Source organism: Micromonospora sp. URMC 107 (genome assembly GCF_051386315.1).
Classification (GTDB): Bacteria; Actinomycetota; Actinomycetes; order Mycobacteriales; family Micromonosporaceae; genus Micromonospora.
In genome coordinates, this window is the sequence record NZ_JBPQTK010000111.1 from 1 (window position 1) to 21,170 (window position 21,170).

17 protein-coding genes, 1 tRNA gene and 1 pseudogene are annotated in these 21,170 nt (G+C 73.9%); 8 read left to right on the plus strand and 11 right to left on the minus strand.

Annotated elements, in window-relative coordinates:
* Positions 1-55: 55 nt before the first annotated feature.
* A tRNA-Ser gene (locus ACSNN9_RS22005) sits at positions 56-145 on the minus strand.
* Between the two features lie 75 nt (positions 146-220).
* Here ACSNN9_RS22005 and deoD point away from each other — a divergent pair.
* Entirely contained in the window at positions 221-928 is a 708-nt protein-coding gene (deoD, locus tag ACSNN9_RS22010) for a purine-nucleoside phosphorylase (RefSeq protein WP_436675161.1), read from the plus strand.
* An 82-nt stretch (positions 929-1,010) separates the two neighbouring features.
* Here the strand turns inward: deoD and ACSNN9_RS22015 are convergent, their stop codons facing one another.
* From ACSNN9_RS22015 to ACSNN9_RS22030, 4 genes are all read right to left on the minus strand, one after another.
* Entirely contained in the window at positions 1,011-1,493 is a 483-nt protein-coding gene (locus ACSNN9_RS22015; RefSeq protein ID WP_436675175.1) for a nucleoside deaminase, read from the minus strand.
* Positions 1,494-1,629: 136 nt separating this feature from the next.
* Positions 1,630-2,157 carry a tRNA adenosine deaminase-associated protein gene (locus ACSNN9_RS22020; RefSeq protein WP_436675162.1) on the minus strand — a complete coding sequence of 176 codons (528 nt, stop codon included), beginning with the start codon at positions 2,155-2,157 and terminating at the stop codon, positions 1,630-1,632.
* 122 nt (positions 2,158-2,279) lie between these two features.
* Positions 2,280-2,447 (minus strand): hypothetical protein, encoded by a 168-nt coding sequence (locus ACSNN9_RS22025; RefSeq protein ID WP_357877863.1) that lies wholly within the window; start codon positions 2,445-2,447, stop codon positions 2,280-2,282.
* Positions 2,448-2,566: 119 nt separating this feature from the next.
* The gene (locus ACSNN9_RS22030; protein ID WP_436675163.1) at positions 2,567-2,959 is read right to left on the minus strand and encodes a hypothetical protein; all 393 of its coding nucleotides are present in this window, start codon (positions 2,957-2,959) and stop codon (positions 2,567-2,569) included.
* 58 nt (positions 2,960-3,017) lie between these two features.
* Here ACSNN9_RS22030 and ACSNN9_RS22035 point away from each other — a divergent pair, with 58 nt between their 5' ends.
* The 3 genes from ACSNN9_RS22035 to ACSNN9_RS22045 all read left to right on the plus strand — a co-directional run bounded on the left by ACSNN9_RS22035 (position 3,018) and on the right by ACSNN9_RS22045 (position 7,934).
* Positions 3,018-3,782 carry a M23 family metallopeptidase gene (locus ACSNN9_RS22035; RefSeq protein WP_436675164.1) on the plus strand — a complete coding sequence of 255 codons (765 nt, stop codon included), beginning with the start codon at positions 3,018-3,020 and terminating at the stop codon, positions 3,780-3,782.
* Positions 3,783-3,954: 172 nt separating this feature from the next.
* Positions 3,955-6,564, plus strand: a complete 2,610-nt coding sequence (locus ACSNN9_RS22040; protein WP_436675165.1) for a glycosyl hydrolase — start codon at positions 3,955-3,957, stop codon at positions 6,562-6,564.
* A gap of 293 nt (positions 6,565-6,857) precedes the next feature.
* Positions 6,858-7,934: a PHP domain-containing protein gene (locus tag ACSNN9_RS22045; RefSeq protein ID WP_436675166.1), complete on the plus strand. Its 1,077-nt coding sequence runs from the start codon at positions 6,858-6,860 to the stop codon at positions 7,932-7,934.
* A gap of 86 nt (positions 7,935-8,020) precedes the next feature.
* On the opposite strand, the gene ACSNN9_RS22050 is transcribed toward ACSNN9_RS22045, so the two are convergent.
* Complete coding sequence (locus ACSNN9_RS22050; protein ID WP_436675167.1) at positions 8,021-9,058, minus strand: DMT family transporter; 1,038 nt, start codon at positions 9,056-9,058, stop codon at positions 8,021-8,023.
* A gap of 223 nt (positions 9,059-9,281) precedes the next feature.
* Between ACSNN9_RS22050 and ACSNN9_RS22055 the strand changes: the two genes are divergently transcribed.
* Complete coding sequence (locus tag ACSNN9_RS22055; RefSeq protein ID WP_436675168.1) at positions 9,282-9,530, plus strand: hypothetical protein; 249 nt, start codon at positions 9,282-9,284, stop codon at positions 9,528-9,530.
* A gap of 52 nt (positions 9,531-9,582) precedes the next feature.
* Positions 9,583-11,253 (plus strand): DUF885 domain-containing protein, encoded by a 1,671-nt coding sequence (locus tag ACSNN9_RS22060; protein ID WP_436675169.1) that lies wholly within the window; start codon positions 9,583-9,585, stop codon positions 11,251-11,253.
* A 61-nt stretch (positions 11,254-11,314) separates the two neighbouring features.
* Here the strand turns inward: ACSNN9_RS22060 and ACSNN9_RS22065 are convergent, their stop codons facing one another.
* On the minus strand, positions 11,315-12,166 hold the full coding sequence (locus tag ACSNN9_RS22065) for a hypothetical protein (protein ID WP_436675170.1): 852 nt from the start codon (positions 12,164-12,166) through the stop codon (positions 11,315-11,317).
* Between the two features lie 414 nt (positions 12,167-12,580).
* Positions 12,581-13,705, minus strand: coding sequence for a DUF3068 domain-containing protein (locus ACSNN9_RS22070; RefSeq protein ID WP_436675171.1), 1,125 nt, complete (start codon positions 13,703-13,705; stop codon positions 12,581-12,583).
* A gap of 111 nt (positions 13,706-13,816) precedes the next feature.
* On the opposite strand from ACSNN9_RS22070, the gene ACSNN9_RS22075 reads away from it, so the two are divergent.
* The gene (locus ACSNN9_RS22075; protein ID WP_436675172.1) at positions 13,817-15,016 is read left to right on the plus strand and encodes an acyltransferase family protein; all 1,200 of its coding nucleotides are present in this window, start codon (positions 13,817-13,819) and stop codon (positions 15,014-15,016) included.
* On the opposite strand, the gene ACSNN9_RS22080 is transcribed toward ACSNN9_RS22075, so the two are convergent.
* Positions 14,908-19,218 (minus strand): alpha-(1->3)-arabinofuranosyltransferase domain-containing protein, encoded by a 4,311-nt coding sequence (locus ACSNN9_RS22080; protein WP_436675173.1) that lies wholly within the window; start codon positions 19,216-19,218, stop codon positions 14,908-14,910. The genes ACSNN9_RS22075 and ACSNN9_RS22080 overlap by 109 nt on opposite strands.
* An 85-nt stretch (positions 19,219-19,303) precedes the next feature.
* On the opposite strand from ACSNN9_RS22080, the gene ACSNN9_RS22085 reads away from it, so the two are divergent.
* Complete coding sequence (locus ACSNN9_RS22085) at positions 19,304-20,515, plus strand: glycosyltransferase family 4 protein (RefSeq protein ID WP_436675174.1); 1,212 nt, start codon at positions 19,304-19,306, stop codon at positions 20,513-20,515.
* Here ACSNN9_RS22085 and ACSNN9_RS22090 read toward each other — a convergent pair.
* On the minus strand, positions 20,500-20,694 hold the full coding sequence (locus ACSNN9_RS22090; RefSeq protein WP_358088606.1) for a hypothetical protein: 195 nt from the start codon (positions 20,692-20,694) through the stop codon (positions 20,500-20,502). The two genes, ACSNN9_RS22085 and ACSNN9_RS22090, sit on opposite strands and share 16 nt — an antisense overlap.
* Before the next feature lie 112 nt (positions 20,695-20,806).
* Positions 20,807-21,170: pseudogene (locus tag ACSNN9_RS22095) on the minus strand (hypothetical protein); the annotation flags it as partial.

The following is a 21,170-nucleotide window of genomic DNA, read 5'->3' on the forward strand; positions in this document are numbered from 1 at the left end:
GAGCTGAAACGCCCGGTCGATCCTTGCGGATCTGCCGGGCGTTATCGCATCTCAATGGCGGTGGCGGCGGGATTTGAACCCGCGGAGGGCGTAAACCCTCACACGCTTTCGAGGCGTGCTCCTTAGGCCACTCGGACACGCCACCGCCGAGAAGGGTACATGACCACGGGTTCGGACGCCGAACCGGTACGCCCCGGAGCGGCCTGGCAGGATCCTTGCCATGAGTACGCACATCGGCGCGAAGCCGGGAGAGATCGCCGAGCGGGTCCTGATGCCGGGCGACCCGCTGCGGGCCAAGTGGATCGCGGAGACCTACCTCGAGGGCGCGCGGTGCTACTCGACGGTCCGCGGCATGCTGGGCTTCACCGGCCGCTGGAACGGCGTCGAGGTCTCCGTCCAGGGCTCCGGCATGGGCATGCCCTCCGCCTCGATCTACGCCCACGAGCTGGTCAACGAGTACGGCGTGAAGAGCCTGATCCGGGTCGGCTCCTGCGGGGCCCTGACCGAGGACCTGCGGCTGCGCGACGTGATCGCCGCGATCGGCTCGTCCACCGACTCGAACATGAACCGGATGCGCTTCGACGGGCTGATCGACTACGCCCCGGTGGCCGACTTCGGGCTGCTGCGTACGTCGGTCGAGGTGGCCGAGCGGCGCGGCATCGCGATGCGGGTCGGACCGATCCTGGCGGCGGACGCCTTCTACACCGACCGCCCGGACCTCTACGACAGCCTCGCCGACTACGGCGTGCTGGCGGTGGAGATGGAGTCGGCGGCGCTCTACACGATCGCCGCCCGGTTCAAGGCCCGCGCCCTGACCCTGCTGACCGTCAGCGACCACATCAAGACCGGCGAGAAGACCACCTCCGAGGAGCGTGAGCAGACCTTCAGCCAGATGGTCGAGATCGCCCTGGACACGATCGTCGCCTGAGTTCCTTCCGGCAACCGCCCCGTCGTCCCCACGGACGGCGGGGCGGCTTCGTGACCACGGTCACGTCGGGTGCCTGAGCCGGTCAGCGGAAGAAGGCGCGCAGGAGGGCGGCGCTCTCCGACTCCAGGACGCCGCCGTAGACCTCCGGCCGGTGGTTGAGCCGGCGGTCGCGCAGCACGTCCCACAGCGAGCCAGCGGCCCCGGTCTTGGGCTCCCAGGCGCCGAAGACCACGGTGGACACCCGGGCCAGCACCAGCGCGCCCGCGCACATCGTGCAGGGTTCCAGGGTGACGACCAGGGTGCAGCCGTCGAGCCGCCAGCGGCCCAGCCGTTCGGCGGCGCGGCGCAGCGCCAGCACCTCGGCGTGCGCGGTCGGGTCGCCGGTCAGCTCGCGCTCGTTGCGCCCGATCGCCAGTTCGGCACCGTCCGGCCCGTAGAGCACGGCGCCGACCGGGATGTCGTCGGAGTCGTCGGGGCTGTCGGGGCCGGTCACGGCGACCTCCAGGGCCCGGCGCATCCACCGTTCGTGCCGCTGCCGCCGGCCGGCTCCGTCCGGATCGGCCAGCCCTTCGTGGGCGCCGGGTCCGACCCGGCCCGCCGAGCCCGGCGTCGGCTGCCCGGGGCGTACGGTGCCCAGCGCCGGGTCGGTCGCGTCGGCCGGCTCGGCGCCGCCCGCCCCGGCCCGGCCCGGCCCGGCCGACTCAGACCTCACGCAGCTCCTCGACCTCGTCGGCGCAGCCGAGCACCTGGCACACCTCGGCGGTGACGTCGGCCGGCATCATGCCCTCCCGCGCGCAGAGGTTGAGCAGCTTCTGCGCGGAGATGCCCAGGTCGGCCAGGAGGTCGGCCTCGCCGACCGGGTCGGCCTCGGGATCGACGGCGGGCTGCTCGGTGTCCTCGTCGCCGCGGCCGGACGGGCGCGGCTCCTCGGTGTCGTCGAGCCCGGTCACCGAGGTCTTCAGGTCCCCGACCAGCAGGGCGCCCAGCCGGGACTCCTCCGCGTAGGCCGAGTCCGAGCCGAAGACCCGCAGGTCCTCCCCCTCGTCGAGGCGCATGATCACCAGGTACGTGTCGTCCGCCTCGACGAAGAGCAGCGACAGGTCGGCGTCGGAGTCGACGTCGCGCAGCCGGTCGGCGACGTCCTCGATGTCGGTGACACCCCGCAGGTTCACCTCTGCGGCCGTCCAACCGGTGTCGTCACGCACGACGGCCGCAGCGAAGTACGACACGGTTCCCCCAAAAGAGCCTCGGCAGGCCGACCCGTTACGCGTGCACGTTAGCCGGTCGGGTCGGCAGGCGACCGGTCAACGCCCCGAAGGGCCGGTCAATCCTGGGGAAAGTCTGCCGGTCGTCAGCCGGCGACCCGGCGGCGGGTGGCGATCAGCTCCCGCAGCCGCTCGGTGCGCACCCGTTGCGGCCGTACGCGCTGGCGTACCGCCCGGGCGCCCGCCAACTCGGCGAGGAGCTGCTGGCGACGGCGGCTGCGCTCGGGATCGAGCCGCGGAGTGGTCCAGGCCATAACGCCGAGGGTGCCGAGTTCGGGCGGCCACGTCAAGGCGGGATTCGCTGCGCAGCCGGCCGGCGACGCAGCGCAGCCACGGGCCCGCCGGAACCAGGGCCGGACGGGTCGGGCGGCGTTCACCAGAGCGGCCAGTCCCCGCTCGACGCCCACCGCACCGCCACGATGGCGGCGGCGATGCTCCACCCGCCGGCGGTGACGATCGCGACCCCCGTGGCCACGCCCCGGTCGCCCGCGCGGACCAGCAGCAGCGCGACCAGCCAGGCCAGCCCGCCGGCCAGCAGCGTCCACCAGGCGTACCCGGACACGCCGCGGCCGAGCAGGCCGAACAGGAGCAGCCACACGGTCGCCAGAGCGGCGCCGGACGCGACGCCCGCGCCGGTGACCGGGTGCGGTTCGCGGTAGGTGGGCCGCGACGGCGGCCCGGAGGGGAAGAGCCCCGAGGGGACCCGGGGCGCCGGCCGGAACGCGGCGTCCGGCTCGGGCGGGAAGGCGTACCGTCCGGTCGTCACCGACCCTCCCCTCTGCGTGGACCTCGTCCCACCGTACCGACTCTGTCAGGATGACCGGATGCCCTCGCCGACGATCGGACGCCGCGCACGCCCGGCGTACCCGGTCCTGCTGTTGCTCGTGCCGGTCCTGGCCGCCGGCTGCGCGACGACCCGGCCAGGGACGACGCCCGGCGCCCCCCGGCCGAGCCTGCCGGCGACGGCCGGGCAGCCCGCGCCGCCGGTCGTCACCCCGACCGGCGCCACCACCCCGACGGGCGCCGCCGCCCCGACCGGCCCGTCGGCCGCGCCGACCCGCGCCGGGCTGCCGCACGTCTTTCCGGTACGCGCGACGAAGGTCGCCTACCACCCGACCCACTCGGCCTACCCGGGGACGGACATCTTCGCCGACTGCGGCGAGCCGGTCGTGGCGGTGACGGACGGCGTCCTGCTGGAGGTCAGCCGGGTCGACCGGTTCGACGAGCGCGGGCCGCGGGGGCCGCACAACGGCGGGCTGTCGGTGTCGCTGCTCGGCGACGACGGGGTGCGCTACTACGGTTCGCACCTGCGCCGCATCGCCGACGGCGTCGATGCCGGGGTGCGGGTGCGCGCCGGGCAGCGGCTCGGCGAGGTGGGCCGGACCGGGAACGCGAACAACGTCTGCCACCTGCACTTCGGCATCTCCCCGCCGTGCACCGGGCGGGACGGCTGGTGGATCCGGCGGGGCGTGGTGTGGCCGGCGCCGTACCTGAACTCGTGGCGGCGCAAGGGCAACAAGGAACCGGCCGTCGAGGTGGCCGCCTGGCACCGCCGGCACGGCTGTCCGAAGGCGCCGCCGACCGACTGACGACACGCTCCCGTTTGTCGTCATCAGCGCTTCATAGCTCGGAAACATTGACGGAAGTCTCGGCCCTGGGCTAGCGTCCCGCTGCAAGAGAGCGCTCTCTGAGGCAACTTTCCGCACAATTCGCCCGCAGACCGCGCCCGTCCCCGACCGGCGCTCCCCGACCGGAGGCACTGTGACACCTCCTGCGACACGCCGCACCTGGGCCGTGGCGGCCACCTCCGCCCTGGCCCTCGCCCTCGGCGGCCTCGCCGTCGTGACCACCACCCCCGCCCAGGCCGCCACCGTCGGCGCCGGCAGCTACACCACCGACCGCGTGGGCCCCCTGCCCACCGGTTGCGGAGACATGACCACCAACCCCCGGCAGTTCGCCACCGCAGACGCGCCCGCCGGGCCGATCCCCACCAACGACTGGTGGTCGTCGCTGCTGTGGAAGCGGACCAACTGCTCCTACAGCGAGCCGCTGCACGCGCACCCGGTCTCCTACCAGCCGTTCGGCGACGGCCTCGGCCTCTCGGCCACTTCCACGCCCACCGTCAGCGGCACCGCGACCGGCGTCGGCGAGTTCAAGTACACGTACTCCGAGGACATCCGGGTCGGCGTCGCCGCGCTCGGCGCCCCGGTCGTCAAGGTCGACGGCTGGACCGACTGGACGGTCACCCCGTACTGGAACGACGGCGCCCGGACCATGCGCGCCACCATCGGTCACGGTCTGCCGTTCGCGTACTTCCGCACCACCGGCGGCGACGCGCTGATCAACGCCACCGGCGGCAGCGCCACGGTCTGGTCGAACAGCGGCGCCACGATCGGCTTCACCGTCCGCGGCCACGACTACGTCGCGTACGCGCCCACCGGCGCCAGCTGGTCCGTCAACGGTGGCCGGATCACCTCCAACCTGGCCGGCCGGGGTTACTTCTCGGTCGCCCTGCTGCCCACCACGCCGAGCACCGACGCCGCGTCGCGCGCCGAGCTGGCCACCACCTACGGCCGGTACGCCCACGCGCACGTCACCGGCACCCGGGTCTCGTACGCCTACGACCAGGCGACCAGCACCGTGACCACCACGTACGCCGTCACCACGACGGCCCGGGAGGGCACCGCGAACCGGACGGTCGTCAGCCTCTACCCGCACCAGTGGCGGTCGCTGACCGGCTCCACCCCGCTGACGCTCACCTACCCGTCGGCGCGCGGCCGGATGAAGGTGCTCGCCGGCGTCGACACGTTCCGCACCTCGATGAAGTTCCACGGGGTGCTGCCGGAGGTCCCCGCCGTCGCGACCGGCACCGGGGCGGACCTGACCACGCTGCGCAGCCAGCTGGCGGCGGTCCGGGGCAACCCGATGGACCAGCGCGGCGGCGACACCTACTGGACGGGCAAGGGCCTGGGCCGGGCCGCCCGGATCGCCGAGATCGCCGACCAGGTCGGCGACGCCGAGACCCGGACCGCCGCGCTGAACGCCATCCGGAGCACGCTCAACGACTGGCTCACCGCCACGCCCGGGGAGACCGAGGGCGTCTTCCACTACGACCGCAACTGGGGAACCCTCATCGGCTACCCGGCCTCCTACGGCTCCGACCAGGAGCTGAACGACCACCACTTCCACTACGGCTACTACATCGCCGCCGCCGCCACGCTGGCCAAGTTCGACCCGGCCTGGGCCCGGCAGGACCAGTACGGCGGCATGATCGACCTGCTGATCCGGGACGCGAACAACTACGACCGCGCGGACAGCCGCTTCCCGTACCTGCGCGACTTCGACATCTACGCCGGGCACGACTGGGCCGCCGGACACGGCTCGTTCCACGCCGGCAACAACCAGGAGTCCTCATCCGAGGGGATGAACTTCGCCAACGCCCTCATCCAGTGGGGGCAGGCCACCGGCAACACCGCCGTCCGGGACGCCGGCATCTTCATCCACACCACGCAGGCCGCGGCGATCCACGAGTACTGGTTCGACGTGACGAACGAGAACTACCCGGCGGCGTTCGGGCACTCGACGGTCGGCATGGTCTGGGGTGACGGCGGCGCGTACGCCACCTGGTTCAGCGCCGAGCCGGAGATGATCCAGGGCATCAACATGCTCCCGATCACCGGCGGGCACCTCTATCTCGGCCAGCACCCGGCGTCCAACCGGGCGAACTACCAGGAGCTGGTGCGCAACAACGGCGGGGAACCGACGGTGTGGCAGGACATCCACTGGCAGTTCCTGGCGCTCGGCGACCCGGACGCGGCGCTGGCGAAGCTCCGCGCCAACCCCGGGTACACCCCGGAGGAGGGCGAGAGCCGGGCGCACACCTTCCACTGGATCCGCAACCTCGCCGCCCTGGGGACGGTGCACACCGCGGTCACGGCCAACCACCCGCTCTCGGCGGTGTTCCAGCGCAACGGCGCGCGCACCTACGTGGCGAGCAACATCACCGCCGCGCCGCTGACGGTCACGTTCTCCGACGGCACCCGGCTCGACGTGCCCGCCGGGAAGACGGCCACCAGCGGGGCGTACACCTGGAGCGGCGGCACCGCGACCGGTGGGGTCACGGGCACGACGCCGCCCACGACCACCCCGCCGACGACGGCGGCGGGCTGGCCGCGGCCGGCGGCCCGGCGACCGCCACGGTGGCCGGCGCGGGCGGCGCGAACCGCGACGGCACGCCGACCAACCCGCAGGTGTTCACCGCGACGGGCCTGGATCTGGCGTACGCCGGCGGGCAGACCACGTTCGACCTGTTCCTCGACGCCGGCAACGCGGTCGGCAACGGGGTGCAGGTGCGCATCTCCTACGACCTGACCGGCAACGGCAGCTGGGAGCGGGTGGAGACGTACCGCTACTTCGCCACCGACCCGGTTCCCGGATACGAGCGCTACACCCAGCAGAGCGGCCTGCACTCGGCCACCGGCGCCCTCGGCAACCTGTCGAACGGCACCGTGAAGGTGGAGGTCTGGTCGGCGATCGGAAACAACCCGACCACCCTCGGCATCGGCGACCGGTCGCTGGTGAAGCTGCCGCACGCCTGATCCCGTGAGCCTCCGCGCCGTCGGTCGTGGCGACGACCGGCGGCGCGGAGGCGTATTTTCCATGGCATGAGCGCCCGGGACCCCATCGCCGACCTGCGCCGGATCGCGTTCCTCCTGGAACGGGCGAACGAGGCGACCTACCGGGTCCGGGCGTTCCGGTCGGCGGCCACGGCCCTCGCCGCGCTGCCGGGGAGGGAACTGACCGAGCGGGCCCGCACCGGCAAGCTCACCGAACTGCCGGGGGTCGGCGACGTCACCGCCCGCTGCGTGGCCGAGTCACTCGCGGGCGAGGAGCCGGTCTACCTGCGCCGGCTGCTCGCCACGGAGGGCACCGACCTGGACGCGGCGGCCACCGCGTTGCGCACCGCGCTGCGCGGCGACTGCCACACCCACTCCGACTGGTCCGACGGCGGCTCCCCCATCGAGGAGATGGCGCTCGCGGCGGTCGAGCTGGGCCACGAGTACGTGGTGCTGACCGACCACTCGCCCCGGCTGAAGGTGGCCCGGGGGCTGACCGCCGACCGGCTGCGCCGGCAGCTCGACCACGTGGCGAAGGTCAACGAGGCGCTGCCGGAGGGCTTCCGGATCCTGACCGGCATCGAGGTGGACATCCTCGCCGACGGGTCGCTCGACCAGGACGAGGAGCTGCTGGCCCGGCTCGACGTGGTGGTCGGCTCGGTGCACAGCGGCCTCAACGACGAGCGGGCGAAGATGACCCGGCGGATGCTGACCGCGATCGCGAATCCGCACCTGGACATCCTCGGCCACTGCACCGGACGGATGGTGTCGTCCCGGCCGGCCGGGGTGAAGGGGCCGGGCGACCGGGCGCACCGGCCGCGTACCCGGGCGGAGAGCGACTTCGACGCGGACGCCGTCTTCGCCGCCTGCGCCGAGCGGGGGGTGGCCGTCGAGATCAACTCGCGCCCGGAGCGGCAGGACCCGCCGAAGCGGCTGATCCGCCGGGCGCTGGAGGCGGGCTGCCACTTCGCCGTCAACACCGACGCGCACGCCCCCGGGCAGCTCGACTGGCAGCGGTTCGGCTGCGAGCGCGCCGCGCTGTGCGGGGTGCCCGCCGACCGGGTGGTCAACACCTGGGACGCCGACCGGCTGGTCGACTGGGCACGCGACCACGCCACCCGCTGAGCGCCGGGCCGCTGCGCCCGGCCGTCACCGGCCCCCGTCGCGCGACCACCCGGCACGGCACGGACGGCGGGCACGGCGCGGACGACTCAGACGGCTCGCGGCGACGACGGCGGCACCGGGGAAGCGGCCGGCACGACGCCACCGGCAGGCACGGCGGCAGCCGCAGTGGCAGCGGCCGTGGACGGCTCGGTGATGCTGGCGGGCCCGGGCCGGCGGCCGATCAGGCCCTGCGAGACGGCGACGCCGAGCAGCACGACGAGCGCGCCCACCGGCTGGTGCCAGGCGAGCTGCTCGTCGAGGGCCAGGGCGCCGATGAGCACCGCGAACACCGGGATCAGGTAGGTGACGGTGGAGGCGGTGCTCGCCCCGGCGACCCGGATGTTGCGCAGGTTGATGACGAAGGCGAGGCCGGTGCCGAGCGCGCCGAGCGCCAGCACGCTGGCGAGCACCTCGGCCGAGAGGCCGGTCGGCGCCGGCGGCGCCCCCGCCACCAGCGGCGCGACGACCGCGAGCTGGGCGGTCGCGATCAGCAACTGTGCCGCCGAGAGCGAGAGCCCGGAGTGCGCGCTGCCCGCGACGAACTTCTTCTGGTACGGGATGGCGACGCCGTAGCAGGCGGCCGCGCCCAGGCACATCAGCTGCCCGGTGAAGTGCGCCCCGCCCACCCCCTGCCATACGCCGAGCACCACCAGCACCCCGGCGAAGCCCAGCGCCATCCCGACCGCCCGGCGTGCGGTCAGCCGCTCGGTGCGGAAGACCAGCACGGCCAGCGGCAGCACGATGAGCGGGGTGGTGGCGTTCCAGATGCCCGCGAGCATCGACTCGACGCGCTGCTCGCCGTAGCCGAAGAGGGTGAACGGCACGGCGACGCCGAACGCGGCGACCACGGTCAGGTGCGCCCAGACCCGGGGCTCGGTGGGCAGCCGGTCGCGCAGCACGGCGAGCACCAGCAGCAGGGTCAGCGCGCCGGCGCCGACCCGGTAGAGGGTGAGGTGCAGCGGATGCAGTTCCCCGATGCCGATCTTGATGAACAGGAAGCTGGAGCCCCAGATCGCGGCCAGCGCCAGGAACCCGGGCAGCCAGCTCCGCAGCGCCGCCCGGTCAGGAGTGGAATCCACTGTCACCCCTGACACTCTGCCGCAGCCGTACGACGATGTCCCGCGACTTTCTCCACGCCGTGTCGACCACCACAGAAACGCCTACGCTGGCGGCGCGTTGACCACCCCGAGGAGGTGCACGCCTGGCGATGCCGATGCGTGTCGACCCGCTCGTCGACCTCGACGGCATGTGGACGACCCAGTTCGCCGACCGATACCTCCCGTTGCCGGGGCTACCCGATGCGTGGCGGTGGAGTTCGTCTCGCCCGGCAGCCGCCGGCAGGACTTCGTCGACAAGCCGATGCGGTGCGCGGAGGGGCGGGTGCCGTACTTCCTGCGGGTCGAACTCTCCCGCCGGCTGGGGCATGCCCAGGCGGAGCTCTTCACCCTCGGCAAGTTCGGCGGTTACGACACCGTCGCCAGGGCGGTCAGCGGTCGGCGGCTTTCGGCCGACCTGCCGTTCCCGATCGACTTCGACCCCGCAGACCTGCTGCCCTGAACACGCAGCACGCGTTCGACAACCCGTCGGTGCCCTCACGTAGGGTCGCAGTGTGGGACGAATCGATGACCTCGCGAACCGGTACGTCGCCGAGTGGGCGCCGCTGAGCCCGATCGGCGCCACCTACGTCGGCATCGCCGGCCACGACGACCAGCTCGACGACCTGTCGCCCGACGGTTACACGGCCCGGGCGGAGCTGATCCGGCGGACGCTGGCCGACCTGGACGTGACCGAGCCGGAGTCGGAGGCGGAGCGGACGGCCAAGGAGGCCATGCAGGAGCGACTCGGCCTCGACCTCGCCCGCTACGACGCCGGCGAGGCGAGCAGCGAGGTCAACGTGATCTCCAGCGGCCTGCACGAGGTCCGCATGGTCTTCGACCTGATGCCGACCGAGGGCGACGACGCCAAGGCCAACGTGGCCGCCCGGCTCAACCGCTTCGCGGGCACCCTGGAGGGCTACAAGGCGACGCTGCGCGAGGCGGCCGCCGCCGGCCACGTCAGCGCGCGGGTCCAGCTCATCGAGGTCGCCAAGCAGTGCGACATCTGGGTCGACCCGGACGGCGACAACTTCTTCCACGGGCTGGTCGAGCGGCTGGGCGCCGACGGCACCCTCGGCGCCGAGCTGCGGCGGGGCGCGGCGGCGGCGACCGCGGCGACGGCCGAGTTCGGCCAGTTCCTCCGCACCGAGCTGGCCCCGCTCGGGCGGGAGAAGCAGGCCGCGGGTCGCGAGCGCTACGAGCTGGCCTCGCAGTACTTCCTCGGCGCGAAGGTCGACCTCGACGAGACGTACGCCTGGGGGTTCGAGGAGCTGGCCCGGCTGGAGGCCGACATGCGCACGGTGGCCGGCCGGATCGTCGGCCCCGGCGCCACCATCGACGAGGCGGTCGAGGCGCTGGACGCCGACCCGGCCCGGACGATCCGGGGCAAGGAGGCGTTCCGGGACTGGATGCAGGCGCTCGCCGACAAGGCCATCGGCGACCTGCACGGCACCCACTTCGACATCCCGGAGCAGGTACGCCACATCGAGTGCTGCCTCGCCCCGACCAGCGACGGCGCGATCTACTACACCGGCCCGAGCGAGGACTTCTCCCGTCCCGGACGGATGTGGTGGGCGGTGCCGCAGGGCGTCACCGACTTCTCCACCTGGCGCGAGGTGACCACCGTCTTCCACGAGGGCGTGCCGGGTCACCACCTCCAGGTCGCCCAGACCGCCGTGCGGGCCGAACTGCTCAACCGCTGGCAGCGGCTGCTCTGCTGGGTCTCCGGGCACGGCGAGGGCTGGGCGCTCTACGCGGAGCGGCTGATGGACGAGCTGGGCCACCTGGAGGACCCGGGCGACAAGCTCGGCATGCTGGACGGCCAGGCGTTCCGGGCCGCCCGGGTGATCGTCGACATCGGCATGCACCTGGAGCTGGAGATCCCGAAGGACAACCCGTTCGGCTTCCACCCGGGCGAGCGCTGGACCCCGGAGCTGGGCTGGGAGTTCATGCGGGCGCACTGCCGGGTGCCGGACGAGAACCTGCGCTTCGAGCTGAACCGCTACCTCGGCTGGCCGGGGCAGGCCCCCTCCTACAAGGTGGGCGAGCGGATCTGGCTCCAGGCCCGTGACGAGGCGAAGGCCCGCAAGGGCGCCGACTTCGACCTCAAGGAGTTCCACCGCCAAGCGCTCGACCTCGGCTCGCTGGGGCTCGACCCGTTGCGCAAGGCGCTCGCCCGCCTCTGAGATCTGCGGTGCGGGGCCGGAGGGACACCGGCCCCGCACCGGGTGGTGGCGCGCAGTGAGGTCAGGAGAGGGTGAGCTTCAGCGCCGGCTGGGCGGTCAGCGTGCCGCTGCGGACGAACGCCAGTTCCATGGCCGGGTCGGTGAAGGTGACCGGCACCGGTGACGTGATCGGCAGTCCGTCGGGAAGAGGCAGGTCCGGGGTCAGCGTGATCTTGACGCCGAGCAGCCGCCCGACGAACCGGGTGGCGTAGAAGGCGACGTCCCCCCGCACCGTCAGCCGGTCCGTGGCGAACCGCATCGTCGTGCCGGCCGGCCCCGGCGAGCGGAGCAGGAAGTCGTCGGTGACCGCCTGCTCCATGGTGAACTTCAACGCCCGCAGGCTGCCGTCGGCGGTCGGCAGGTCGACGACGCCCTCGAAACGCAGCCCGGTCATGGTCACCTGCGCACCGGTGAGCAGCGACGGGACCGGCGCCACCACCGGCTGCCCCGGATCGGGGTCGACCCGCGGCAGCGGCCTGCCCGTCGCCACCGGCCCGGGCCGGCTCGGCGTCGGGCTGGCCGGCGCGCACGGCGGGTCGGGAGCCGCCGGCCGATCCGTGGCCGTGGCCGTGGCCGTGGGTCGGACGCTCGGGGTGGCCGTAGGTGGGGCGGTCGGGGTGGCCGTTCCGCCCTGGCCCGGAGCCGGGGTCGGGCAGGCGGGGGTCGGCAGCGCCGCACCGTGCACCGGCGTCGGGCCGGGCGCGGCGAGCGCCAGGGCGGCGAAGAGGCCGAGCAGCACCGGCGGCACGACGTACGGCCGGGGATCGGCCAACGAGCCGCCCCGGCCCGGCCGCACCCCCCGCCGGCGGTGCAAGCCGTGCCACGCCGCGCGGTACCGGCCGCGCCGGTCGGACAGCGGATGGGCGGTCGTCACGTACGCCTCCTGCCGGGACCAGAGGGGACGGGGTCGGGCCCGCACTCGGGCCGTCACGGTTACCGACGAGTAATGACCGTGCCCGATGATGCCCCCGCCGAGGCGTACGCCACAAGAGCCGCGCCGCCGGCCACGAAGACCGTCATGACGCTCAGTAGCCGAGCTTCGCGAGGAGGATCCCCGGCAGTATCGGTATATATCAATGATTTTTCCGCAAACCGAGCACCTCGCCGCCCGGCGACAACCGTGAGTGACGAGGACCCGGCCAGGTCACGGTTCAGTAACAACGAGGCCGGCCGCCCCCGCCTACGCGACAGGCCGCCACCGTCGCCCCGCGTACGGGGGCGACGGTGGCGGCCTGTCATTGGTTGTCGGCGATCGGCGCCCACACCACGGACGCCGCCCGACGGTCCGCTACCGGTGTCCGGCTTCGCCGTCGCGCACCGGTGCCCCGGAGGTGACCTGCTCGGACGACGTCCGCGGCGCGGGCGCCGTGGTGGCGTCGGCGTCCCCGTCGGCGGCGCGGTGCCGCGCGGCGGCGGTGGCCCGGCGTCCGGCCAGCACCAGCCAGAGCCCGACGAGCAGCGCCAGCGCGCCGACGACCGTCAGCACGAGCGGGATGGTCCGCCCGATCAGCAGCAGCTTGTCCCGGTTCTTACCGGCCGACTCGACGCTGTTCGCGATGGTCTCGTCGGTGTAGACGAAGTCGGCGTCCAGCAGCGCGACGGGCGCGCCCTGGTCCGGCACCAGCGTCTTCTTCTGCTGCTCCCGCACCTTGACCAGGTTGCCGCTGACCGGCTCGACCCAGATGGTGCGGGTGTTGCCGTACATCACCTTGCCGCTGGTCGCACCCGGCGCGAACGCCCCGAGCAGGCCACCGACCCGCTCGGCCGGCATGCCCAGGTCGGTCTCCTCGATGACCTGCCGGAACCGGTACGCCTCGGTGCCGTTGATCTTCTCGGTGCCGTCGAACCGGATCGGCAGCGCCTTGCGCAGGTCACGGTCGAAGTACTCGTGGTCCTTGCGCTCGGTGTGGAACGGGAACTTGTAGGTCTGCCCGCCGAAGGTGACCTCGCTCGGCCCCTCCGGACCGTCGGTCTGGAGGAACTGCTTGTCCCAGCCGACCGCGCCGGCGCTAGACCGGTCCAGGGCCAGCTCGGCGGAGTACTGGCTGATCACCTCGCCGGTTTGGACCCACTTGACCGTGCCGTACGCGCCCCAGACGACCGCCTTGCCCTCCAGGTCGCCGGTCATCTCCGCCTCGGTGGTGCCGGCCTGCGGTGCCACCTCGGTGGTGGCCTCCAGCGTGCCGGTCTGCACCGTCGGCGGGGCATCCTTCTTGAGCTGCAGGAACTTGGCGTTCTCCGCCACCGCGACGCTCGGCTTCAGGCAACCCTCCGGCTTGTTCTCCGCGTTGCACAGCTTCAGGTCGTACGGCAGTTTCGTCACCGTCGGTGCCACGAACAGCGCCGCTCCCGCGGCGAGCACAAGGCACAAGACGCCTATCCCGAACAGCACGGCGCCCAGACGAGCCTTCACTGATTCCTCCCAACAAAGACAGTCAGCCGGTGTCCGGCGAGCGGTCGTGTCCCTAAACTTGGCCGCAGGTTACTCCCGGGTTACATATTCACGCGACCCTCTGGACGGTTGATGTCTGCCCCAGCTACGGATCACGACCTCCACCGACTGCCCGCGCTGGACGCCGTACGGGTGATCGGCGCGCTGGCCGTCGTCGGGCACCACGTCGGGTTCGCCACCGGTGCGAACACCGGCGACTCGGGGCTGGGCAGCTGGCTGTCCCGCCTCGACGTGGGCGTCGCCGTCTTCTTCGTGCTCTCCGGCTTCCTGCTCTTCCGCCCGTACGCCCACTCGTCCGCCACCGGGCAGCGGCGCCCCTCCGCCCGGCGCTACCTGTGGCGTCGGGCGACCCGCATCCTGCCCGCGTACTGGCTGACCGTGGTGGTCTGCCTGCTGGTGCTGCCGCAGAACCAGCCGACGGCCGCCGGCGACTGGTGGCGACACCTGACGTTGACCCAGATCTATGAGCCCCGGCAGTTGCGCCACGGCCTGAGCCAGACCTGGAGCCTGGCCACCGAGGCGGCCTTCTACCTGCTGCTGCCGCTGCTCGCCCTGCTGCTGCTCCGGCGGCGCTGGCGTCCCGGCCGGTCCACCGTCCTCATCGTCGCGGCGGGGCTGGCGATCACCGCCGGCTGGGTGGCCCTGATGGGATTCGGCCTGCTCGACCTGGGCCTGCACACCATGTGGCTGCCCTCGTACGCCGGCTGGTTCGGCGCCGGCATGGCGCTGGCCACCGTCCACGTGTCGCTGCGCACCGGCACCGGTGACCGCTGGCGGTGGCTGGACGACCTCGGCGCCGCGCCGCTCGCCTGCTGGTCGGTCGCGCTGGCCGCGCTGGCCGTCGCCACCACGCCGGTCGTCGGGCCCCGCGACCTGGCCGAACCCACCGCCGCCCAGTTCGGGCTGAAGATGGCGCTGTACGCCCTGGTGGCGGTGATGGTGGTGCTGCCGGTGGCGTTCGGGCCGGCCACCCGCACCAAGGCCGTCCTCGGTGGCGTCGTCGGCCGGTGGCTCGGTCGGGTGTCCTACGGGCTGTTCCTCTGGCACCCGTTCGTGCTGGAGGGGGTCTACGTCGTCGGCGACCGACCGAACTTCACCGGTGACACGGGCGAGATCTTCCTGCTCACCGTCGCCGGTGGGCTGGTCCTCGCCGCGATCAGCTACTACGCCGTCGAGCGTCCCTTCCAACGCTGGAACGGCCCCTGGCCGCGCCGCCTCGGGAGCACGAGCGAGAGCCAGAGCACCGTCGCGGCGGCGACCGCCGCGAGCTGAGGTGCCGCGTCGGTGTGCCCGCCCCGGGTCACCGCGTACCAGCCGGCCAGCCCGAAGCAGGCCACCGGCAGCCAGCGCCCGACCAGCCCGTACACCCGGCGCAGCCCACGCCGGTCCGGCGCGGGCAGGCGCGGCTCCAGCGCGCGACCGGCCACCACGCCGGCCGCCGCGAGCAGCACGACCGCGACCGCGGCCAGGCCGCCAACCAGCAGCAGCGCCGCCCCGCCGAACATCAGGGCGAGCAGCCGGTGCCGGCGGCGACGCGCCGGCCCCACCGCCGCCGCCGGGACGCCCCGGGTCGGCAGCAGTGCGGCCACCGCGACCCCGCCCAGCAGGATCGCGCCGGCGCCCAACGCCAGGACGTACCCGTCGTCCGGGGCGAACCGCAGCCGCACCTCACCGGAGAACCCGGCCGGCACCAGCCAACCCTGCTGCCAGCCGTCCACCACGAACGGGGTGAGCCGCTCGCCGCCGGCGGTGGCCTCCCATCCGGCGTTCGCGTTCTCCCGCAGGGCCAGCACCCGCCGACCCGGGTACCCGTCCAGGTGCAGCGACCGCCTGGTGGCCGACCAGCCGTCCACCCGGACCGGGGTCTGCACGACGTCCGCCGCTTCCGCCGAGCCGGCGACGCCCGCCGGGCCGGCCGCGCTGCCGTCGGCGGACCCCGGGACCACGGCGTCCGGGGTGAGGACGAGCCGGGTCGGCATCGCCAGCCGGCTGGCCTTCGCCACCACCCGCACCTCGCCGCCGGCCAGGGGCAGCGGATCCTTCGCGCCGGCGCCGCAGAGCACCGCGTCCACCTCGCGCAGCTCCACCAGCTCCCGCCGGCTGGCCACCAGGGCCGTACGGCGCGAGGCGTCGCCGACCTCGACGGTGGGCCCGGTGCCGCAGGGAAGCGTGACGCGGGCCGCCGGGTCGTGGCGGGGCACCGGGCCGTCGGGCAACACGATCAGCTCGCCCACCCCGACCGGCAGGCTCTGCGACAACCGCCGGTACGGGTCGAAGGTGTTGGCCGGCACCACGTCGGAGATCAGCACGGTGATCTCGTCGGTGGTCAGCGGCCGGTCGAAGACCAGGCTGCCGCCCTCGTCGAAGACGCCGCCGCGCATGCCGCCGTCCCCGATCACGGTGGCCTGCCACGGACGGGCCGCCGCCGCCGTGGGTGGCAGGGTCACCTTCAGCCCGGCGATCTGGCGGGTCTTCGGCCAGGTCAGGCGCAGCCACGGCTGCCGGTCGGAGCTGGCGGCGTACCAGGTCGTCGCCGGGTCGCCGTCGACCACCGCGCCCGGCCGGGCCGCGGGGTGGGAGACGCCGACGCTGGAGGCGGCAACCACCGGGCTGACACCGCGCGTGACGGCCGCCGCGCCCCCGCCGTCGAGCAGCGCGTTCAGCGCGCCGCCCGCACGGGGGCGTACCCGCAGCGCCACGTCGTAGCCGGCGGCGACCGGCAGGCTCAGCGTCCGGTCGATCCGGTCGCCGTCCTCGGACTCCCGGACCAGCCCGCCGTCGCAGATCGGCCGGCCCTCGTCGAAGACGCAGGGCGAGGCGCCGGCGGCGGCCGTGAGCACCACGGCGGCCGGGGCGGCGGTGGCCGGCGGTGCCGGCACCGCCAGGGTCCGCTCGGCCCGCACACCCGGGATGGTGATCTCGGCGATGCCGACGCCGCCGAAGCCGGCCCGGATGTCGAAGACCTGGTCGATCGAGACGCGCACCCGGCGGGTCGGGTAGCCGGCGGGCACGGTGACCTGCACGCTCTGGCCCGGGTTCTCCACCACCGCCTGCTGGTTGCCGGCGCTGACGGTGATCCTCGTGGGCAGGGAGTCGGCGCCGGTGTCGAAGGTGAGCCCCACCTCGCGGACCACCTGCGGCTCGGTCAGCTCCACCTGGAGCCACTGCTCGGTGGTGACCGTCCCGGGCGCCGAGCGCCAGGCGGTGGCGAGGCTGCCGTCGAGCGCCGCGTACGGCTGGTGCGCCGGCCGGCCGCCGACCAGCGGCTGGGCGTCGGACCAGGAACTCGACGCGGTGACCGACTCGATGCCCAGGTAGCGCACGGTGGTGGCCTGGTCCTCGCCCCACGACGGCAGGTAGTCCCGGGCGGGCGCGCCGAGCCTCGCCTCGTCGGCGGACGTCAGGGTCGCCGAGGCGTTGTCGTGCGGCTGCCCGAACGCGACCTCGCGCCGGCGCATCCCGTCGGTGAGCACCACCGGGCCGTCGGCCAGCCCCGCCGGCCGGTCCCCGGCGAGCACCGTCGGGGCGTCGGAGAGCCGGCCGGCCGCCGCGATCTGGAGCAGCGACTCCGGCCCGCCCACCACGGTGGTGAGGCCCTTCGCGTCGTACGCGACGACGGGGCTGACCGGCTGCGCGACCTCGTACACCTCCAGGGCCCGGACCTTCACGTCCAGCCCGTGGTCGACGAAGTTGCCGGGCAGCTGGCCGCCACCGACCTCCGGCCCGAAGGCCCGCACCGGGCGGATGCCGGGCGAGCGTTGCAGCGCCTGCCGGACCACCACCGGTTGGGTGGCCCCCGAGCGGCCGTAGTCCAGGTCGGAGCGGAGCAGCAGGTACCGCACGCCGGAGCGGGCGAGCAGGTCGGCCAGCCCGGCCGAACCCTCGCCGTTGGCCAGCGCCGACTCGACGGCGTCGAGCAGCCGGATCGTGCCCGGCGGGGTGAGCGGCACCGAACTGCGCACCGCCCAGGGGCTCTCCAGCAGGGGCTGGGTGACCTCGTCGCTCGGGCTGCCCCACAGGTAGCGGGGGAAACGGGCGGCGGGCACCACCAGCACCCGGTCGTCGCCGAGGTTGCGGTCCAGCCAGGAGGTCGCCTGGTGCCAGTAGCCGGGCACCTCCCGGAAACTGCCCTGGGCGGGCAGCCCGGCGGCCAGCGCCGGCGCGGCCACCCCGGCGACCGCGACGAGGGCGGTGCCGGTCACCAGCGTGGCACGCAGCCGCACCGGCTGGAGCAGGCGGGGCAGGCCCGGATTCAGGTCGGGCCGGTCGGCCGCACGCGCCGCACGCGCCACCAGCCCGACCAGGTGGGCGAGCCCGAGGATGAGCGGCAGCCGCAGCACCACGTCGAACTTGTGCACGTTGCGCAGCGGCGCGCCGGCCGCGTCGAGGAAGTCCCGCTGCGTCTGGGCGCCGAACCCGTCGACCGCGCCGACGTGACCGAGCCCGACCAGGGCCAGCCCGACCAGCAGGCCGGTGACCAGGAAACGCCGGTGCGGCATCCCGCGCCGGGCCAGGCCGGCGAGGCCGAGGCCGGCGACCACCAGGGTGGCGACCACGAGCGGCCGCTCGGTCGCCAGCCGCCAGCCGGCCGACCAGGGCGGCCCGTACGCGCCGTTGAGGTACGCGTGCCAGTGCGAGGCGCCGCGCAGCACGGTGGTCATGTCGGTGGGCCCGGTGGTGACCGGCGCCGTCTCGATGTAGTCGAGGAACGGCGGGCTGTACCGGCCCAGCAGCAGCAGGGGCACCAGCCACCAGGCGGTGGCCGCGCCCACCGCCAGCCCCCAGGCGACCAGCGCCCTGATCCGCAGCCGGAACGGGTGCAGGCCGACCAGCCAGAGACCGGCCAGCGGCACGACAGCCAGCACCGCCGTCGCGTTGACGCCGCCGGCACACGCCACCACCAGCGCGGACAGGGTCACCGCCCGGCGTACGGAGGCGCCCCGGGCCAGCCCCACCAGGGGCACTAGCACCCAGGGGGCGAGGGCGCTCGGCCACGCCTCCACCGAGATCGGGCCCAGCTCGGTCACCAGCCGGGGGGAGAGCGCGAAGGCCACCCCGGCGAGCAGGCGGGCGGCCGGCGTGCCGATGTGCAGCCGCTCGGCCAGCCGGACCACGCCGGTGCAGGCCACCGTCATCAGCAGCGCCCACCAGAGCCGCTGCACCACCCAGGCCGGGATGTCGAGCACCTCGCCGAGCAGGAAGAACGGGCCCATCGGCCAGAGGTAGCCGTACGCCTGATTCTGAAGCTGGCCGAAGGTGCCGTCCGGGTCCCAGACGTGCAGGGCGCGGCTCAGCCATCCGGCTGGATCGACCGCCAGGTCCACCTTCGTGTCGATGGCGATCATGCCCGGGTCCTGGAGGAACGCCAGGGCCGACAAACCGAGACAGACCGCGACCAAGCGCAGACGCCACACCCTTCTCGATGTGGCGTCCGGTGGGTCGGTCAGCTCCGGGCGGGCCGGCGCCTGCTGCATTTCGCCTCCGATCGGGCATTGCGGGGGGCGTGACGAAGCCCATAGTGTGACGCGACGCGAAGACTACTCGGCAGTAGGAGTAAGTGTGGAAGCACCGCCTGCCGCCACCCGGCACGTACTTTTCCTCAACTGGCGCGACACCCGGAACCCGGAGGGCGGCGGTTCGGAGGTGTACGTCGAGCGGATCGCCAGCGAACTCGTGCGCCGGGGTCACCGCGCCACGCTGCTCTGCGCCACCCACTCCGCCGGCCCCGCCGAGGAGGTCACCGCCGCCGGCGTACGGGTGCTGCGGCGCGGCGGCCGGCACACCGTCTACCTGCGCGCCGCGCTCGTCTACCTGGCCGGCGCGTGGGGCCTCGGGCCGCTGACCCGCAGGCGGGGCGGTCGCCCCGACGTGATCGTCGACGTCGGCAACGGCCTGCCCTTCCTGTCCGCCCTGTACGCCCGCCGCCCGGTGATCGCGCTGGTGCACCACGTGCACCGCGAGCAGTGGCCGGTGGTGCTGGGCCGCTGGCTGGCCGGCTTCGGCTGGTGGGTCGAGTCCTGGCTCGCCCCGCGCGTCTACCGCCACTGCCAGTACGTCACCGTCTCCGCGGCCACCCGGCAGGAGCTGGCCACCCTCGGCATCGACCCGTCCCGGGTCGCCATCGTGCACAACGGAACGCCCGACATGACTGTCGGGCCGGTCCCGCGCACCCCGCACCCGTCCCTGGTGGTGCTCGGCCGGCTGGTGCCGCACAAGCAGGTCGAGCTGGCCCTGCACGCGGTCGCCGGGCTCACCGGCGAGCTGCCCGGGCTCACCCTCGTGGTCGCCGGCCAGGGCTGGTGGGAGCCGCAGCTGCGCCAGCTCGCCGAGGAGCTGGGCGTCACCGACCGGGTCCGCTTCACCGGCTTCGTCAGCGACGCCGAGAAGCGGGAGCTGCTGGCCAGCGCCTGGGTCGCGCTCACCCCGTCGCTCAAGGAGGGCTGGGGGCTGACCATCGTGGAGGCCGGGGCGGTCGGCACGCCCACGGTGGCGTTCCGCGGCGCCGGCGGGGTCGAGGAGGCGCTCGTCGACGGGGAGACCGGCCTGCTCGCCGACGACGTCGACGACTTCGTCGCCAAGGTGCGGCTGCTGCTGACCGACGACGGCCGGCGCACCGCGATGGGCACGGCGGCGCGGGCGCACGCGGCCCGCTTCACCTGGCCGGTCTCGGGCGAAAAATTCGCGGCCCTCGTGACGAGGGCCGCGAACGTTCGGGCTGTGGTGCCGGCGGAGCAGTTGGAGCCGGTGGAGCCGTTCTACCTCGTGCCGTAGACCAGCGGCTTGTTGGCGCCGCTGCCACCGCCGTCCGAGCTGGTCCGCGCGGCCTGCTCGGCCTTGGCGGCCTCGGACGACGAGGTGCCGGTGAGGGTGGTGGCCAGCGCCACCGACCCGAAGACGCCGAGAGCGACCGCGATCACTCCGGCGAGAACCAACGAGAGAGCACTGCGCATGGTGCTGACTTCCTCCTCGTGAGCTGCGTGCGCGGGACGTTACCACCAAGTAGCGTCGGTGGGGAGGGCCGCGAGGACGATCGATACCGGCCCCGCGGCGGGAGCCGACGGCTCACCGCGCACCGGCGTCGCGCGCGGCCGGGTTCTCGTACAGGGTCAGGTCCTCGCCGGCGTAGACCTCGCGCAGCCCGACCAACGCCGCCGGGTCCATCCGCTGCCCGCCGGCCACCCGCTGCACCACCACCCAGCGCACCCCGGTGTCCCGCACCGGGGCGGCGGCGTCGAGCACCCGCCGCACCTGCGCGACGCGCGGGTTCTCCCCGCTCACCTCGCTCGTGCCCACCCAGAGCGTGTCGTCGACGAGGACGTCGGCGTCGACGTAGCGGGGCAGCGGGTCGAGCGCCGTCCGGCCGCCGTTCCAGGGATACGCCCGGTAGGAGCCCAGCGGCAACGAGAGCACCTCGCCCGGCTGGCCG

Coding starts and splice junctions, on each gene's coding strand:
- ACSNN9_RS22035 (WP_436675164.1), top strand. CDS start 3,018: ATGCCCTCGCCGACGATCGGACGCCGCGCACGCCCGGCGTACCCGGTC.
- ACSNN9_RS22025 (WP_357877863.1), bottom strand. CDS start 2,447: ATGGCCTGGACCACTCCGCGGCTCGATCCCGAGCGCAGCCGCCGTCGC.
- ACSNN9_RS22080 (WP_436675173.1), bottom strand. CDS start 19,218: ATGCAGCAGGCGCCGGCCCGCCCGGAGCTGACCGACCCACCGGACGCC.
- ACSNN9_RS22075 (WP_436675172.1), top strand. CDS start 13,817: ATGTCTGCCCCAGCTACGGATCACGACCTCCACCGACTGCCCGCGCTG.
- ACSNN9_RS22090 (WP_358088606.1), bottom strand. CDS start 20,694: ATGCGCAGTGCTCTCTCGTTGGTTCTCGCCGGAGTGATCGCGGTCGCT.
- ACSNN9_RS22045 (WP_436675166.1), top strand. CDS start 6,858: ATGAGCGCCCGGGACCCCATCGCCGACCTGCGCCGGATCGCGTTCCTC.
- deoD (WP_436675161.1), top strand. CDS start 221: ATGAGTACGCACATCGGCGCGAAGCCGGGAGAGATCGCCGAGCGGGTC.